This is a genomic window from Clostridium fallax (assembly GCF_900129365.1).
Taxonomy (GTDB): domain Bacteria; phylum Bacillota; class Clostridia; order Clostridiales; family Clostridiaceae; genus Clostridium_AH; species Clostridium_AH fallax.
Genome location: NZ_FQVM01000008.1, coordinates 41823 through 56743 on the forward strand (window position 1 = coordinate 41823; position 14921 = coordinate 56743).

At 28.9% G+C, this 14921-nt stretch carries 10 protein-coding genes; all 10 read right to left on the bottom strand.

Annotated elements, in window-relative coordinates; all coding sequences use genetic code 11:
- Positions 1-47: 47 nt before the first annotated feature.
- Complete coding sequence (gene uvrC, locus BUA70_RS05865; protein ID WP_072894715.1) at positions 48-1910, bottom strand: excinuclease ABC subunit UvrC; 1863 nt, start codon at positions 1908-1910, stop codon at positions 48-50.
- A gap of 11 nt (positions 1911-1921) precedes the next feature.
- Complete coding sequence (locus BUA70_RS05870) at positions 1922-3394, bottom strand: peptidoglycan D,D-transpeptidase FtsI family protein (protein ID WP_072894718.1); 1473 nt, start codon at positions 3392-3394, stop codon at positions 1922-1924.
- Between the two features lies 1 nt (position 3395).
- Positions 3396-4616 carry an FtsW/RodA/SpoVE family cell cycle protein gene (locus tag BUA70_RS05875; RefSeq protein ID WP_072894721.1) on the bottom strand — a complete coding sequence of 407 codons (1221 nt, stop codon included), beginning with the start codon at positions 4614-4616 and terminating at the stop codon, positions 3396-3398.
- Between the two features lie 13 nt (positions 4617-4629).
- Positions 4630-5070 carry an FHA domain-containing protein gene (locus tag BUA70_RS05880; protein ID WP_072894724.1) on the bottom strand — a complete coding sequence of 147 codons (441 nt, stop codon included), beginning with the start codon at positions 5068-5070 and terminating at the stop codon, positions 4630-4632.
- A gap of 290 nt (positions 5071-5360) precedes the next feature.
- Positions 5361-8192 (bottom strand): excinuclease ABC subunit UvrA, encoded by a 2832-nt coding sequence (gene uvrA / locus BUA70_RS05885; protein WP_072894727.1) that lies wholly within the window; start codon positions 8190-8192, stop codon positions 5361-5363.
- A 181-nt stretch (positions 8193-8373) separates the two neighbouring features.
- Positions 8374-10350, bottom strand: a complete 1977-nt coding sequence (gene uvrB, locus BUA70_RS05890) for an excinuclease ABC subunit UvrB (protein ID WP_072894730.1) — start codon at positions 10348-10350, stop codon at positions 8374-8376.
- Positions 10351-10477: 127 nt separating this feature from the next.
- Entirely contained in the window at positions 10478-11752 is a 1275-nt protein-coding gene (locus tag BUA70_RS05895) for a PDZ domain-containing protein (protein WP_072894733.1), read from the bottom strand.
- A 12-nt stretch (positions 11753-11764) separates the two neighbouring features.
- Positions 11765-13018, bottom strand: coding sequence for a S41 family peptidase (locus BUA70_RS05900; protein ID WP_072894884.1), 1254 nt, complete (start codon positions 13016-13018; stop codon positions 11765-11767).
- Between the two features lie 96 nt (positions 13019-13114).
- Positions 13115-14005 (bottom strand): permease-like cell division protein FtsX, encoded by an 891-nt coding sequence (gene ftsX / locus BUA70_RS05905; RefSeq protein WP_072894736.1) that lies wholly within the window; start codon positions 14003-14005, stop codon positions 13115-13117.
- On the bottom strand, positions 13995-14681 hold the full coding sequence (gene ftsE, locus BUA70_RS05910) for a cell division ATP-binding protein FtsE (RefSeq protein ID WP_072894739.1): 687 nt from the start codon (positions 14679-14681) through the stop codon (positions 13995-13997). Before ftsE ends, ftsX begins: the two co-directional genes overlap by 11 nt.
- Between the last annotated feature and the right edge of the window lie 240 nt (positions 14682-14921).

The window sequence follows — 14921 nt, forward strand, 5'->3', positions numbered from 1 at the left end:
CAAGGTTTAAGTCAATAAGTTTAAAAATTTAATCAAACTTTCTATATTTACTTAGAAGAAAAATAGTTTCTTATACTTTCTGCTGCTTTTTTATCAATACTAGGAGTTTCTATTAATTCTTCAAAAGAAGCTTTTTTTATATTTTGTATACTTCCAAACTTCAAAAGAAGATTTCTTCTTCTTTTTTCTCCTATATGGGGTATATCCTCTAAAACAGAATGTAATGTTCTCTTATCTCTTAAGGCTCTATGATATGTTATTGCAAATCTATGAACTTCATCTTGAATTCTAGTAATCATATGCATCAGATTAGAGTTTCTTTTTATAAAAATTTCTTCTCCATCATAAATCAGTCCCCTAGTTTGGTGTTTATCATCTTTTACCATCCCACACACTGGAATATCTATATTGAGCTCCTTAAGTACTTCTAAAGCTACATTTACTTGACCCTTTCCTCCATCCATCATAATTAAATCTGGAAAAATAGAAAACTTTCCTTTAGAGAAATCTAAATTTCTTTCTTGTATAGATCTAATTTCTTCTAAACCATGAGAAAATCTTCTATTTAGAATTTCCCTCATACTATCATAATCATTTGGACCATCAACAGTTTTTATTCTAAATCTTCTATAATCAGAATTCTTAGGTTTACCATTTTCAAAAACTATCATAGTTCCTACAGAATCTACACCTTGAATATTAGATATATCATAAGCTTCTATTCTTTGAGGTAATTGGTCTAAAGATAATAATCCTGCTAATTCATTTAACGATACTCTATTTATCTCTTTTTCTTCTAGTATTTTATCTTTAAATTTTTCTAGTGTTATTTTTCCATTATTCTTTACCATATCTAATAAATCTTTTTTATCGCCCTTTTTAGGGGTTTTTATCCAAACCTTTGACCCTCTTTTAGCTGTTAAAAACTCTTCTAAAAGGTCTTTATCAGCGATTTCCGGAACATATATACTTTTAGGTATTTTGGCTGTACCTCCATAAAAAGATGTTACAAACTCAGCTAATATTTCAGAATCCTTATCATTAGCTTTATTTTCAAAAACAAAGTGTTCTCTTCCTGTTATCTTTCCATCTCTCATAAAAAAGATTTGTACACAAGTATCTTTTTCATCATTAAATAAATTTATAAAATCCTCATCTCCCTCTTTAATTATGAACATTTTTTGTTTTTCACTAATAGATTCAATAGACATCATTCTATCTCTATATTTAGCAGCTTTTTCAAACTCTAAATTTTCTGATGCCTCTTCCATATTAACTTTTAATTCTCTAACAAGATTTGTATCTTTTCCACTTAATATATTTATAACCTCATCAATCATCTCTTTATATTCTTCTTTAGATATATATCCATTACACGGGGCCTTACACTTTTTTATATGATAATTTAGGCAGGGACGTGTTTTTTCCCCACCTTCAATTATATTCCTTTTGCAAGTTCTTAAAGGAAATATTTTTTTTAATAATTCTATAGTTTCATAAACAGCTCCATAATTAGTATATGGGCCAAAATATTTATTGCCATCCTTTGCAAAATTCCTAGTTACAAAAACTCTTGGAAAATCTTCATTTGTAGTTATTTTAATAAAAGGATAAAATTTATCGTCCTTTAATGCAATATTATACTTAGGACTATATTTTTTTATTAAATTACATTCTAATATTAAAGCTTCCATTTCTGTATCTGTAACTATATATTCAAATTCAGCTATATGTTGTACCATAGTTCTTACTTTTTCCGAGTGATTTTTAGAATTTTGAAAGTATTGTCTTACTCTATTTTTTAATATTTTAGCTTTTCCTACATATATAACTTCACCTAAAGAGTTTTTCATTATATAAACTCCTGGTTTATTAGGTAATATTTTTAGTTGATGTTCAAAATCAAAAATAATATCCCCTCCTATTTACCTAGGGCTGCTCTCATCACTCTTCCTGCTAGTTGCGCTGCAATACCACCGCCAGCTCCTCCATTTTCAACTATAACTGCTACTGCTACCTTAGGATTATTAGCTGGAGCAAATCCTATAAACCATGAATGTGGCGTAGCATCTGTTCCATTTGCAAGTTTATAATCTGCTGTTCCTGTTTTTCCTGCTGCATCCAATCCGCCAAAAGCTCTATTCCATGATGAATCTCTTGGTACTCTTTCTGCAACCAAATACCTCATATAATCTTTAATAATGTTGGCATTGTCTTTAGAAATAACAGTCTTCACTGATTTTGGTGATATTTTTCTTACTAACTCACCATCTTTATTTACTACTTCATTTACAAGTCTAGGTTCCATCATAACTCCATCATTGGCTATAGTACTTGCAACTAAAGCCATTTCCATAGGAGTAGCTAATATACTACTTTGTCCTATACCTGATTGAGCAATATTTCCTTTTTCATAACTTTTTAAAGTTGGAAATTTACTTGTATCTAATACTGTACCGTCAGATGGTACATTTTGATTGAATCCAAACTTTTCTGCTGTTGCTTTTAATTTATCATTACCTAATTCTAATGCTAATGTACCAAAAACTACATTACTTGATACTGCTAAAGCTTGTTTTAAACTTAAATTTCCATATGCATTTCCATCTAAGTTTTTAAGTGAATCCTTTGAATTAAATTGTATTTTTCCATTATCCTCAAAGGTTCTTGATGTAACACCAGGTAAATTTTCTAAAGCAGATGCTAAAGTTACAACCTTAAAAGTAGATCCTGGTGGATACATTCCTGAAACAGCCCTATTTATTAATGGATTATCTTTTAACTTACCTGAATTAGCTTGGTTCATAACATTCTCTAAATCATTTGGGTTAAAAGATGGCTTTGATACACTTGCTAATATTTCTCCAGTTTTAGGATCTAACGCTACAATAGAGCCTTTATTATTTCCTAAAGCTTCATAAGCCACTTTTTGAAGGTTTGTATCTAAGGTCGTAATTAATCCGTTACCTACTTTTTCTTCCTTCTCATCTCTATTTCTAAAGGCATCTTTTATATTTAATGATTTTAGAAAGCTCTTTAATGTAACACTATTATATTTTCTAAGTTCACTATCATATTGATTTTCAAGACCAGTTAATCCATACCTTGGATCAACATATCCTAAAACATGGGCATATAAATCTCCATACACATATTGTCTTTTTTGCGTTAAAACATCTTTTCTTTGGCTCGTTGTTAAAGGATTTTTATTTCTATCATAAATAGTTCCTCTAAGAACCTTATTTCTTTCTGCCCATAATCTTTTATTTTGAGGTTTATCAGCTATCTCTGGAGCTTTAAAAACCTGAAAATAAGCAATATAGGAAATAAGTCCAACTATCAAGAATAAATATACAACTAATACCTTTTTTATGCTACCTGATAAATCTTTCATTTTAACCCTCCTCAGATATCTTTTGGAGTATACCTAATGCAAAAAACATTGTAAGCATAGATGTTCCTCCATAGCTTACTAAAGGAAGTGCTATACCTGTTAAAGGAATAACTGCAAAAATTCCACCTATGATTACTAAAACCTGCATAGCTATCATTGCACTAAATCCTACTGCATTTAACTGAGAAAATTTACTGCTAGTATTTAAAGCTGCTCTCATTCCTCTATAAAATAATAAAAAATATACTAACATAACACCAATACCAAAAACAAGTCCTAATTCTTCACATATAGCTGCAAATATAAAGTCATTGTAATTAAATGGTATAAATCCTGGATAACCTTGCCCTAATCCTGATCCTAAAATACCACCAGATGACATGGCATAAAGTCCTTGAACTATTTGATAACTTTCATTATTTGCATATTTCCAAACATCTTTCCATATTAAAACTCTCTTTCTAACATGGGAAAATAGATTATAACTAAAAAACGCTCCAACTACAAATAATCCTAAACATGTTATAACATACTTCATTTTAGATGTTGCTATATATAACATTGTTACTGAAATTCCAAAAAATATAAGTGCTGAACCTAAATCTCTTTGTAAAACCATACATCCTAAAGCACCCATAACCACTAAAGCTGGTTCTAATAATTGTTTAAAGTCCTCTTTTAGATTTTTTTTATCTTCATAATTAGCTAAAGCTGATGCTAAATATAAAACCAAGAATATTTTTCCTATTTCTGAGGGTTGAAAACTAAATCCACCTATAACAACCCAGTTTTTAGAACCATTCCTTGCTTGCCCTATTAGCAATGCCATAGGCATAAAAATAGCTATAGCTGTTAGATATAAATATTTATATTTAGCAAAGCTTCTTAGATTTGGTAATAAAACAACTATTAACACATAACAAGTCATACCTGCTACAAACCAAATAAGTTGCTTTATTGCTAGTTTAGAATCTAATCTATATATTACTGCTAAACCTATAACTGCCAATACACTTGCAAAAACCAATAAAAATTTATCCCCATCTGGGAAAAACTTTCTAACTATAAAGTGTGCTAAAGCTATAATAACTATTGATATTGTACCCATTAACAATGCTGTTTTATCTACAGGATTTTTTAATAAAGCAAGATTAATAAAAAGACCTGCACATAATAGATATGTCATAAGTAGCAATCTTCTCTCATATTTTAGTGAGCTCATTATTTCCACCTCATTAATCTATAACTTTTAATATGGTACTACCTAATCTTATTTCATCATTTACTTTTAACTTAACCTTACCTTTTACTTGATTGTTATTAAGAAAAGTTCCATTAGTACTATTAAGATCCTCTAAATAAAATTCATCATTCTTAACATAAACTTTTGCATGAGATCCAGATACAAACTTATCTTGTATAACTATAGAGTTCTCTTCTCTTCTTCCTATAGTTATAGTTTCTCTTACAGGTATCACCGATCCACTTTTTAAATTTTGGCTTTCTCCAGCACTAATTACTTCTAAGCCATGTACCTTTCTATTTTTAACAACTTTTTTCTTCTTTCCACCTTTAACATCTTTATACATTATCCTTAGTGCATAATAAATTATGGCATAAAGTATAATTGCAAAAAATATTGTAAATATTCCACTCATTAATTTTGTAAAATTCATATCTTCACCTCAATAATAGCAATGTATTTATCAATTCTGCATATTCGTTCATAATAATTATACAACAAAATTTTGGTCAATATATAACAACATTGTAAATATGGTAACATAATTCCTCGTAAAAATTAATATCTATAAACATATTTTATTTTATACTAAAATATTTATTTTAATATAACTAAACCACAAAAATTATTTATTTTTAATACTATTTCACATATTATTTTTTATTTATATTATGTAAAAGTAAAGGATAGACCTAAAGCCTATCCTTAATTATTAAGCTAAAATTAATTTATATCCAAATATTTACCTAAGTATTTTCCAGTATAAGATTCTTTAGCCTTGCATATACTCTCTGGCGTCCCCGAAGTTACAATATTTCCACCTTTATCTCCACCTTCTGGCCCTAAATCTATTATATAATCTGCACATTTTATCATATCTAAATTATGTTCTATTACAACTACTGTATTTCCTGCATCTACTAATCTTTGTAATATATCAATAAGCCTCTTTATATCATCTATATGAAGTCCCGTAGTAGGTTCATCTAATATATATAGTGTTTTACCTGTACTTCTTTTTGAAAGTTCATAGGCTAATTTTATTCTTTGTGCCTCCCCTCCAGAAAGCTGAGTTGATGGTTGACCTAATCTTATATAACCAAGGCCTACATCATAAAGAGTTTGAATTTTATTTTTAATTCTAGGTATATTTTCGAAGAATTCTAAAGCTTCCTCTACTGTCATATTTAATATATCATCTATATTTTTCCCTTTGTATTTGACTTCTAAGGTTTCTCTATTATATCTTTTTCCTTTACATACCTCACAAGGTACATAAACATCAGAAAGGAACTGCATCTCTATTCTTATAATTCCATCACCAGAACAGGCTTCACATCTTCCACCCTTCACATTAAAACTAAATCTTCCTGGTTTATATCCTCTCATCTTAGCCTCTGGTGTAGTTGAGAAAAGTTCTCTAATTATATCAAAAACGCCTGTATAAGTTGCTGGATTTGATCTTGGAGTTCTACCTATTGGGCTTTGATCTATATCTATTATCTTATCTATATTTTCATATCCAAGTATTTCTTTGTGTTGACCTGGAATTTGCTTTCCTTTATTTATTAATTTATTAAGCCCTTTATATAATACTTCATTTATTAAGGTACTCTTTCCAGATCCTGATACTCCAGTTACAATATTTAAAACACCTAAAGGTATCTTAACATTAACATTCTTAAGGTTATTTTCTTTTGCTCCTTTTATAGTTATAAAATTACCATTGCCTCTTCTTCTTTCTTTTGGTAAATCTATCTTTTTCTCACCAGTTAGATATTGACCTGTTATTGAATTTTTATTTTTCTTTATATCTTCTAAGGTTCCAAAGGCAACTATTTCTCCACCTCTTTCACCTGCTCCAGGTCCTATATCTACTATATAATCCGCTGCCATCATTGTATCTTCGTCATGCTCTACTACAATTAATGTATTTCCAACATCTCTTAAATGTTTTAAGGTACTTATTAGTCTATCATTATCCCTTTGATGAAGCCCTATGCTTGGTTCATCTAATATATATAAAACTCCCATAAGTTGAGATCCTATTTGAGTTGCTAATCTTATTCTTTGAGCTTCTCCACCAGATAATGTACCTGCATTTCTTGCTAAATCTAAATAATCTAACCCTACATTTTTTAAGAACTTTAATCTACTAGAGATTTCTTTTATTATTTGAGCACTTATTATTTTATTTTTTTCTGAAAGATTTAAATTATCTATATAACCAATCTCATCATTAATAGATAACTTAGTAAATTGATAGATATTTTTGTCCCCAACAGTTACTGCTAAGGCTTCTGGTTTTAGTCTTGCCCCTTTACATTTAGGACAATAATTATCACTCATATATTGTTCTATCTCACCTTTTATATAATCTGAATTAGTTTCTTTATATCTTCTTTTTAATCCGTTTATTTCACCTTCAAAAGCATGGTAGTATGTACCTGGCACTCCATCTTTGGTATAAAATACTTCTAACTTTTCTCCTTTAGTTCCATATAAAAGTATATCAATAATACCTTTAGGTAAATCCTTTATAGGTGTGTTTAAATCAAAGTTATATCTTTTACTTAATGCTTGAAGAACACAATAAGTCCAAGAATCATCCTTTAGCCTTCCTTCTCCCCAAGAAGATATAGCCCCTTCCATTATGCTTAAACTTTTATTTGGAATTATTAAATCCTCATCTATCTCAAGCAAAGTTCCTAATCCATCGCATTTATCACATTTTCCAAAAGGAGAATTAAAAGAAAATAATCTAGGTGCTAATTCATCTATGCTTATTCCACAATCAGCGCAAGCATAATTTTCCGAATAAAGAACATCTTCTCCTCCAACTATATTTATTATTACAAGTCCCTCTGCCAATTTTAAGGCTGTTTCTATAGAATCAGTAAGTCTACTTTCTATTCCTTCTTTTACTAATAATCTATCTACTACCGCTTCTATATTATGCTTAATGTTTTTTTCTAATTTTATATCTTCCTCAGTAAGTTCATACATTTCATTATCTATTCTTGCTCTAACAAAACCATTTTTCTTTATATTTTCTAGTACCTTCTCATGAGTTCCCTTTCGTCCTCTAATTATAGGTGCTAAAACCTGTATTTTACTTCTTTCCGGAAGCTCCATAACTTTATCTACTATTTGATCAACAGATTGTTGAGTTATCTCTTTTCCACACTTTGGACAATGAGGTACTCCTACCCTAGCATATAAAAGTCTAAGATAATCATATATTTCTGTTACAGTTCCTACTGTAGACCTTGGATTTTTACTAGTTGTTTTTTGATCTATAGATATAGCTGGTGATAATCCTTCTATATATTCTACATCTGGCTTATCCATTTGACCTAGAAATTGTCTTGCGTAAGCAGATAAAGATTCTACATATCTTCTTTGCCCCTCTGCATAAAGAGTATCAAAGGCTAATGATGATTTTCCGGAGCCTGATAATCCTGTAAACACTATTAATTTATCTCTAGGTATTTCTAAATCAACATTTTTTAGATTATGCACTTTTGCTCCTTTTATTATTATCTTATCTCTCATAATTACCTCTCCTGCTCTATAAGTGAATTAATACCTAAATAAATATAAACTTATCTCATTAACTAAATTTATATTTGGTTATAGTATATTATTTTCCCTTTTCCACTTATATTATTTACTGAACATTTGTTCGATACTATAATTTTAATATTCTATATAATCTAAGTCAATGTCAAAAAACTTAATTTTTTATCTTTTCTTTTAAACTTTTTATTAAATCCCTAAGTTCTGCCGCTCTTTCAAATTGAAGATTTTTTGCTGCAATCTTCATTTCTTCTTCATACTTTAATATTTGACTTTCTATACTTACTCCTTTTTGCTCTTGAATATCAAAATTATTAACCTCTTTGTCCTCAGTACTTTTTGTAGCCTCTATTATATCTCTTATTTCTTTAGTTATTGTTTTTGGTATTATTCCATGTTTCTTATTATATTCTTCTTGAATTTTTCTTCTTCTCTCTGTTTCATTTATGGCTTTGTTCATAGAATTAGTTATTCTGTCTGCATACATTATAACTTTACTTTCTGAGTTTCTAGCAGCTCTTCCTATAGTTTGTATTAATGATGTTTCTGAACGTAAGAATCCTTCTTTATCTGCATCTAAAATAGCAACTAATGCAACCTCTGGTATATCTAATCCCTCTCTTAAAAGATTTATTCCAACTAACACATCATCTTCTCCTAATCTTAAAGATTTTATTATTTTCATTCTTTCAATAGTCTTTATATCTGAATGCATATATGTTGCTTTTATTCCTAAATCCTTTAAATATTTAGTTAAATCTTCTGCCATTCTTTTAGTTAAAGTTGTTACTAATACTCTAAAACCTTTCTCTATAGTTTCTTTTATCTCCCCATATAAATCATCTATTTGCCCATCAACAGGTTTTATAATCACTTTAGGATCTACTAGTCCTGTAGGTCTAATTATTTGCTCTGCTACATTAGATGAATGCTCTAATTCATAAAGAGATGGAGTAGCTGATACAAATACTATTTGATTTATTTTATTCTCAAACTCATTAAACTTTAGAGGTCTATTATCATATGCACTTGGTAATCTAAAGCCATAATCTACTAATGTATTTTTTCTAGACCTATCTCCTCCATACATAGCCTTTACTTGTGGTAATGTAACATGGCTCTCATCTATAAACATTAAATAATCATCTGGAAAATAATCTAATAATGTTTTAGGCGGAGTACCAGCCTCTCTGCCATCTAAAATTCTAGAATAATTTTCTATTCCAGTACAATATCCCATCTCTCTTATCATCTCAATGTCAAAATTAGTTCTTTGCTTTAATCTTTGAGCCTCTAAAAGCTTATCTTCTGCTGTAAGTTCTTTTAATCTATACTCTAATTCCTCTTCTATTATCTTTATAGCCCTTTCTAATTTATCAGAGGAAGTTGCAAAGTGAGATGCAGGGAATACCATTACGTGATTTCTTTCTGATAAAATTTTCCCAGTTAACACATCAAATTCTCTTATTCTATCTATTTCATCTCCAAAAAACTCTACTCTTATTCCTTTATTAGAAGCAGATGCAGGTATTATATCTAAAGAATCTCCTCTAACTCTAAAGGTTCCTCTTGCAAAATCTATATCATTTCTTTCATACTGTATTTCTATAAGCTTTTTTATTATCTCATCTCTATCCCTTTCCATTCCTTGTCTTAATGATAAAGTCAATTTTTTATATTCTTCTGGATTACCTAATCCATATATACAAGAAACAGAGGCTACTATAATTACATCTCTTCTTTCAAGTAAAGCCGATGTAGCTGAGTGACGTAATTTATCTATCTCATCATTTATAGATGCATCCTTTTCAATATAAGTATCTGTTTGAGGAACATATGCCTCTGGTTGATAATAATCATAATAAGAAACAAAATATTCTACTATGTTATTAGGAAAAAACTCTTTAAACTCTGCACAAAGCTGAGCTGCCAATGTTTTATTATGAGCTAAAATTAAAGTAGGCTTTTGTACTCTTTCAATTATATTTGCCATAGTAAATGTTTTTCCTGATCCTGTAACTCCTAATAAAGTTTGACCTCTATACCCTTCTTTAATACCATTTACTATACTTTCAATCGCTTGTGGTTGATCTCCTGTAGGTTTGAATTTAGATACTATTTCAAAATTAGCCATATAACTCACTCCTTTATTATTTCATTCTATCCTTTTAAAATATTTTAAGTCAATTATTATATAAAGAAAAAGCCCTACACATAATTTTATAAAATTAGTGTAGGGCTTTTTTATTTTAATATACCCTTTATTTACGATCTTTATTTTTAAGTTTATTTAATATTTCATTAAATTTCTTACTATCAAATTCTACTACATCTTGTTTTCTTATAAGCCTTGGAACTAAAACCATTCCTACTCTTTTCTTTTCATCTGGCGAACAGATTATATCCTCTATCTTTCCATTAGTCTTCTTTATTTTAAATAGTATATTTTTATAACCTTCTCTTATTGTATTGTAAACTTCTAATTCATTTTTTACACTTTCATTATTTACTTGTAGTATCTTATCTCCACTTTTTATTCCTAATTTTTTTGCTGGTGAATTAGGCGCTACTTCTAAAACTACTATTCCTTCGTTATCACTAACATATACTGGTGTACCTTTTTCTTCTAACTTTCTTTGAATTTTTAACATAAATTCATGAGCTAATGGTACAAATATTACTACTACAAGTTGAAATACCACACCGAACTTTGCAATTAATGCTACCAATGAAATAACAACTCCAAAAATACTAATTGCTATTCCTGATGATATTTTTTTCATTGATTTTGTTTTTGTAAAACTTACAGAATTAAATCCTATTATTCCATAGAAAGGCACTAAAACTAAAGCACCTACTTTAAGTAGCTCCTTTAAAGAATACTTATTAAAAAGTATTGGCCACCATGAAGGAATAGAACTAATAGAAGTCTTAGCTTCCGCTGAACTTAACATTACAAAAATCGCTATAGGCACAGCCCAATATCTCTTATAAGCAAATCCACCTAATATATTATCATCTTTATTGGTAAATACCGGTACTGTTCCTTTATCTCCATCTATCATTACCAGTAGTCCTTCAACTATATGAAGTACTCCCACAAAAATAAATAGAGACATTATATTTACATTAATAGGTGACTTCATACCAGTATTATCATTAATTATTGAAAAAACTATACTTATTAAACCTAATGCCGCTCCTGAATAAGCAAAACATACAAATCTAGGTTTTAATAACATAAATATTATTGATATTATAAATAATATCTCTATTGGAGTACTTTCATCAAAGGTTACTCCTAAATATGTAAGTAAAAGTGTGCCTAATATACCACCTAACATACCCATTACAATTTGTGAAATTGTAAGTTCTAGGAGAGAGTGTAAACTCTCCCCTATTATCATCTTTTGCATAACTGATATTTTTCTATTTTGCATGTAAAACATTATTGCTAGCATAACAAGTATTGCTGCTAGTATAGGATCTACAATGGCATATGCTAGGGATCTCAGTGTATATACTGCAAAATCCATAAAAAGATCCTCCTATTTTAATTTTTCATTGATTACCTCCAAAGCTTTTTCAAACTGTGGATCTGTATTTCTATCATAAGGCTTAGATTTTAATTCTTCTGGATAAGATATCTCAATATCTGGTTTAATTCCTATTTTATTTATGTTTTCTCCATTAGGAGTATAATACTTAGAAATTGTAACCTTTAGTGCTGAACCTGATTCCTTATTAGGAAGAAGAACCTGAACTACTCCTTTTCCATAAGTAGTTTCTCCAACTAAAGTTCCTACTTTATAATCTCTTATAGCTCCTGAAACTATCTCAGAAGCACTAGCACTTCTATTATTTGTAAGAACTACTAAAGGCATTCCTATAGCTATACCACCTTTTGATTCATTTTTAGTCTCATTTTTATATTTATCAATAGTAGATACTATAGTTTTATCTTTAGGAATAAAGTTAGAAACCACATCAACACTTTCTGTTAAATATCCACCTGGATTATCTCTCAAATCTAAAATTAAACCTTTTGCTCCCTTATCTTTAAGTTGCTGAAGCTGGTTTTTGAAGTCTTTTCCTGTTTCTTGTTCAAATCCAATTATTTGTATATAACCTATGTTATTATTAATCAATTCAGATTTTACAGATTCAGTTTTTATTACCTCTCGCTTAAGCATTACATCAAAATTTCCCTTATCTTCTCTATTTAGAGTTAATTTTATATCAGCCTGTTCTTTTCCCTTCATCATAGAAATTGCTTTTTCTAAATCATTAGCTCCAACTGAAGTATCATTAACTTTTAAAATAATATCTCCTTTTTTAATTCCTGCTTTTTCTGCAGGAGAATTTTTTAAAGGAGAAACTATTATTATTTTGTCATCTTTTACTCCTAATTGAATACCTAATCCATTATAACTACCTTCACTTTTTTCTTTAAAATTTTCATACTCATCTGGATTCATATATACAGTATAAGGATCTTTTAATGATTCCGTCATACCTTTTATAGCCCCTTCCACAAGAGCATTTTCATTTATTTCTCCATCGTAGTATTTATAAAGTATATCTCTTATAGTAAATAATTCTTTAAACTTTGAAATATCTTTAACTCCAGATAAGGATTTAGCAATTTCTTTATCATTTAAAGCAGGAGAATACTTTGAAAAAGCAAATTTACTCCCAAAATAAAATGATCCAAAGGCTGTTACAAAAAATAATAAAACTATACTTAATGTAATTATAATTTTCTTATTGAAATTCTTGGCACTACCCTCTTTCTGTTCCATACCCATTTATAAATCACCCTTTCAGCTAACCGATAAAACTCTAATATTTATATTCTTATCTATATAAAATATTATATTCTTTAAAACTGAAATTAATTATACAGTTAAGAATTTTCTTAGAGCTATTATACTACCAAAAATACCTATTACAGCACCTGAAAGGATAAATTGCCATAATACTGTTGAAAATACATACATTGGGCTTATTAACTGTACTGTAAATAAATTAGCTGTAAGCCATCCATAAACACCTTTATAAGCGAAGTATAATAGTACATCAGCAAATATTGCTCCAACTATACCGATTGTTATACCTTCTATTACAAAAGGCCATCTTATAAACCAATCTGTAGCTCCAACAAATTTCATTATTCCAACTTCTCTTCTTCTTGAATAAACTGTTAATTTTATTGTGTTTATTATTAAGAATAATGATACTCCTATTAAAACTATAAATAAAACTAAACCTATCCATCTTATTGCCTTAGCAAAAGATGAAATTGTACTAATAAGTTCTTGGTCATTAGCTACATCTTCTACCCCAGTTAACTTTTTAGCTTCTTCTGAAACTTTTTTTGCTATATCAGGATTTTCTAATTTAACTACAAATGAATTTGGAAGAGGATTTTTATCTTTACCATATCCTTCAAGAATACTTTCATATCCATTTAATTGTTTCTTAAAGTTATCCATTGCCTGTTCTTTAGATTCATAATTAACGTCCTTAACTCCATCCATTTCTCTAAGCTTAACTTCAAGTTGTCTTTGATCCATTACACTAATATCATCTTTTAGAAATACTTTTATTTCTACCTTAGACTCTACATCACTAACACTTCTATTAACATTCATACCAGTTAATAAAAATACTCCAAATACAAATAGAGTGGCTAAAACAGTAGCCATAGAAGCTAAACTTATAGTCTTATTTCTCTTTAAGCTTTTAAATGCGTCTGATATAAAATAACTAAATGTACTAAACTTCATATTCGTATCTACCTCTCTTTTCGTCTCTTACTATAACTCCTCTTTCAATAGCAATAACTCTTTTTTTCATAGTATCTACTATTTCTTTAGCATGAGTAGCCATTAAAACTGTAGTTCCCGCTCTATTAATATCATCTATTAATGACATTATTTCTTTAGCAGTTTCAGGATCTAGGTTTCCAGTAGGTTCGTCTGCTATAAGAACTGTTGGGTTATTAACTAAAGCTCTAGCAATAGAAACCCTTTGTTGCTCTCCTCCTGACAACTCATTAGGAAACATTTTATATTTGTTTGATAAACCAACTAATGATAACACCATAGGAACTCTCCTTCTTATTTCCTTCGGTGATGCACCTACAACTCTCATTGCAAAAGCAACATTTTCATAAACATTAAGAGTTGGAATAAGTCTAAAATCTTGGAATATCATACCAATTCTTCTTCTATAATAAGGTACTTGTCTTCTTTTAATTGTAGACAAATCTACTCCATTCATCAATATTTTACCGCTAGTTGGATCAATTTCTTTTAATAACATCTTTATAAAGGTTGATTTTCCAGCTCCTGAAGGTCCAACTAAAAACACAAACTCTCCAGTTTCTATAGCTGCATCTATATTACTTAGAGCTTTTACATTGTTGTTATAAATCTTACTTACATTTTTGAATTCTATCATATTTTAACAACTCCTTAGATTGTAATTTTCAAAAGTAACTATTTTTTCTTACAATAACACAAATTAATTATAACATACTCGTACTTTATGTAGAATTTTATTTTATTAATTATTTATTAATAAAAAAATAAGGAATATTGCCTATTTTACTAGGTTATTCCTCATATTCTAAAAAATATTAGCTAATTTAAAATCTTACTTTACTTAATAACTCCTTATATTTATTTATAGCAAAATAGC

Coding starts and splice junctions, on each gene's coding strand:
- BUA70_RS05870 (WP_072894718.1), bottom strand. CDS start 3,394: ATGAAAGATTTATCAGGTAGCATAAAAAAGGTATTAGTTGTATATTTA.
- BUA70_RS05875 (WP_072894721.1), bottom strand. CDS start 4,616: ATGAGCTCACTAAAATATGAGAGAAGATTGCTACTTATGACATATCTA.
- BUA70_RS05880 (WP_072894724.1), bottom strand. CDS start 5,070: ATGAATTTTACAAAATTAATGAGTGGAATATTTACAATATTTTTTGCA.
- uvrA (WP_072894727.1), bottom strand. CDS start 8,192: ATGAGAGATAAGATAATAATAAAAGGAGCAAAAGTGCATAATCTAAAA.
- uvrB (WP_072894730.1), bottom strand. CDS start 10,350: ATGGCTAATTTTGAAATAGTATCTAAATTCAAACCTACAGGAGATCAA.
- BUA70_RS05895 (WP_072894733.1), bottom strand. CDS start 11,752: ATGGATTTTGCAGTATATACACTGAGATCCCTAGCATATGCCATTGTA.
- BUA70_RS05900 (WP_072894884.1), bottom strand. CDS start 13,018: ATGGAACAGAAAGAGGGTAGTGCCAAGAATTTCAATAAGAAAATTATA.
- ftsX (WP_072894736.1), bottom strand. CDS start 14,005: ATGAAGTTTAGTACATTTAGTTATTTTATATCAGACGCATTTAAAAGC.
- ftsE (WP_072894739.1), bottom strand. CDS start 14,681: ATGATAGAATTCAAAAATGTAAGTAAGATTTATAACAACAATGTAAAA.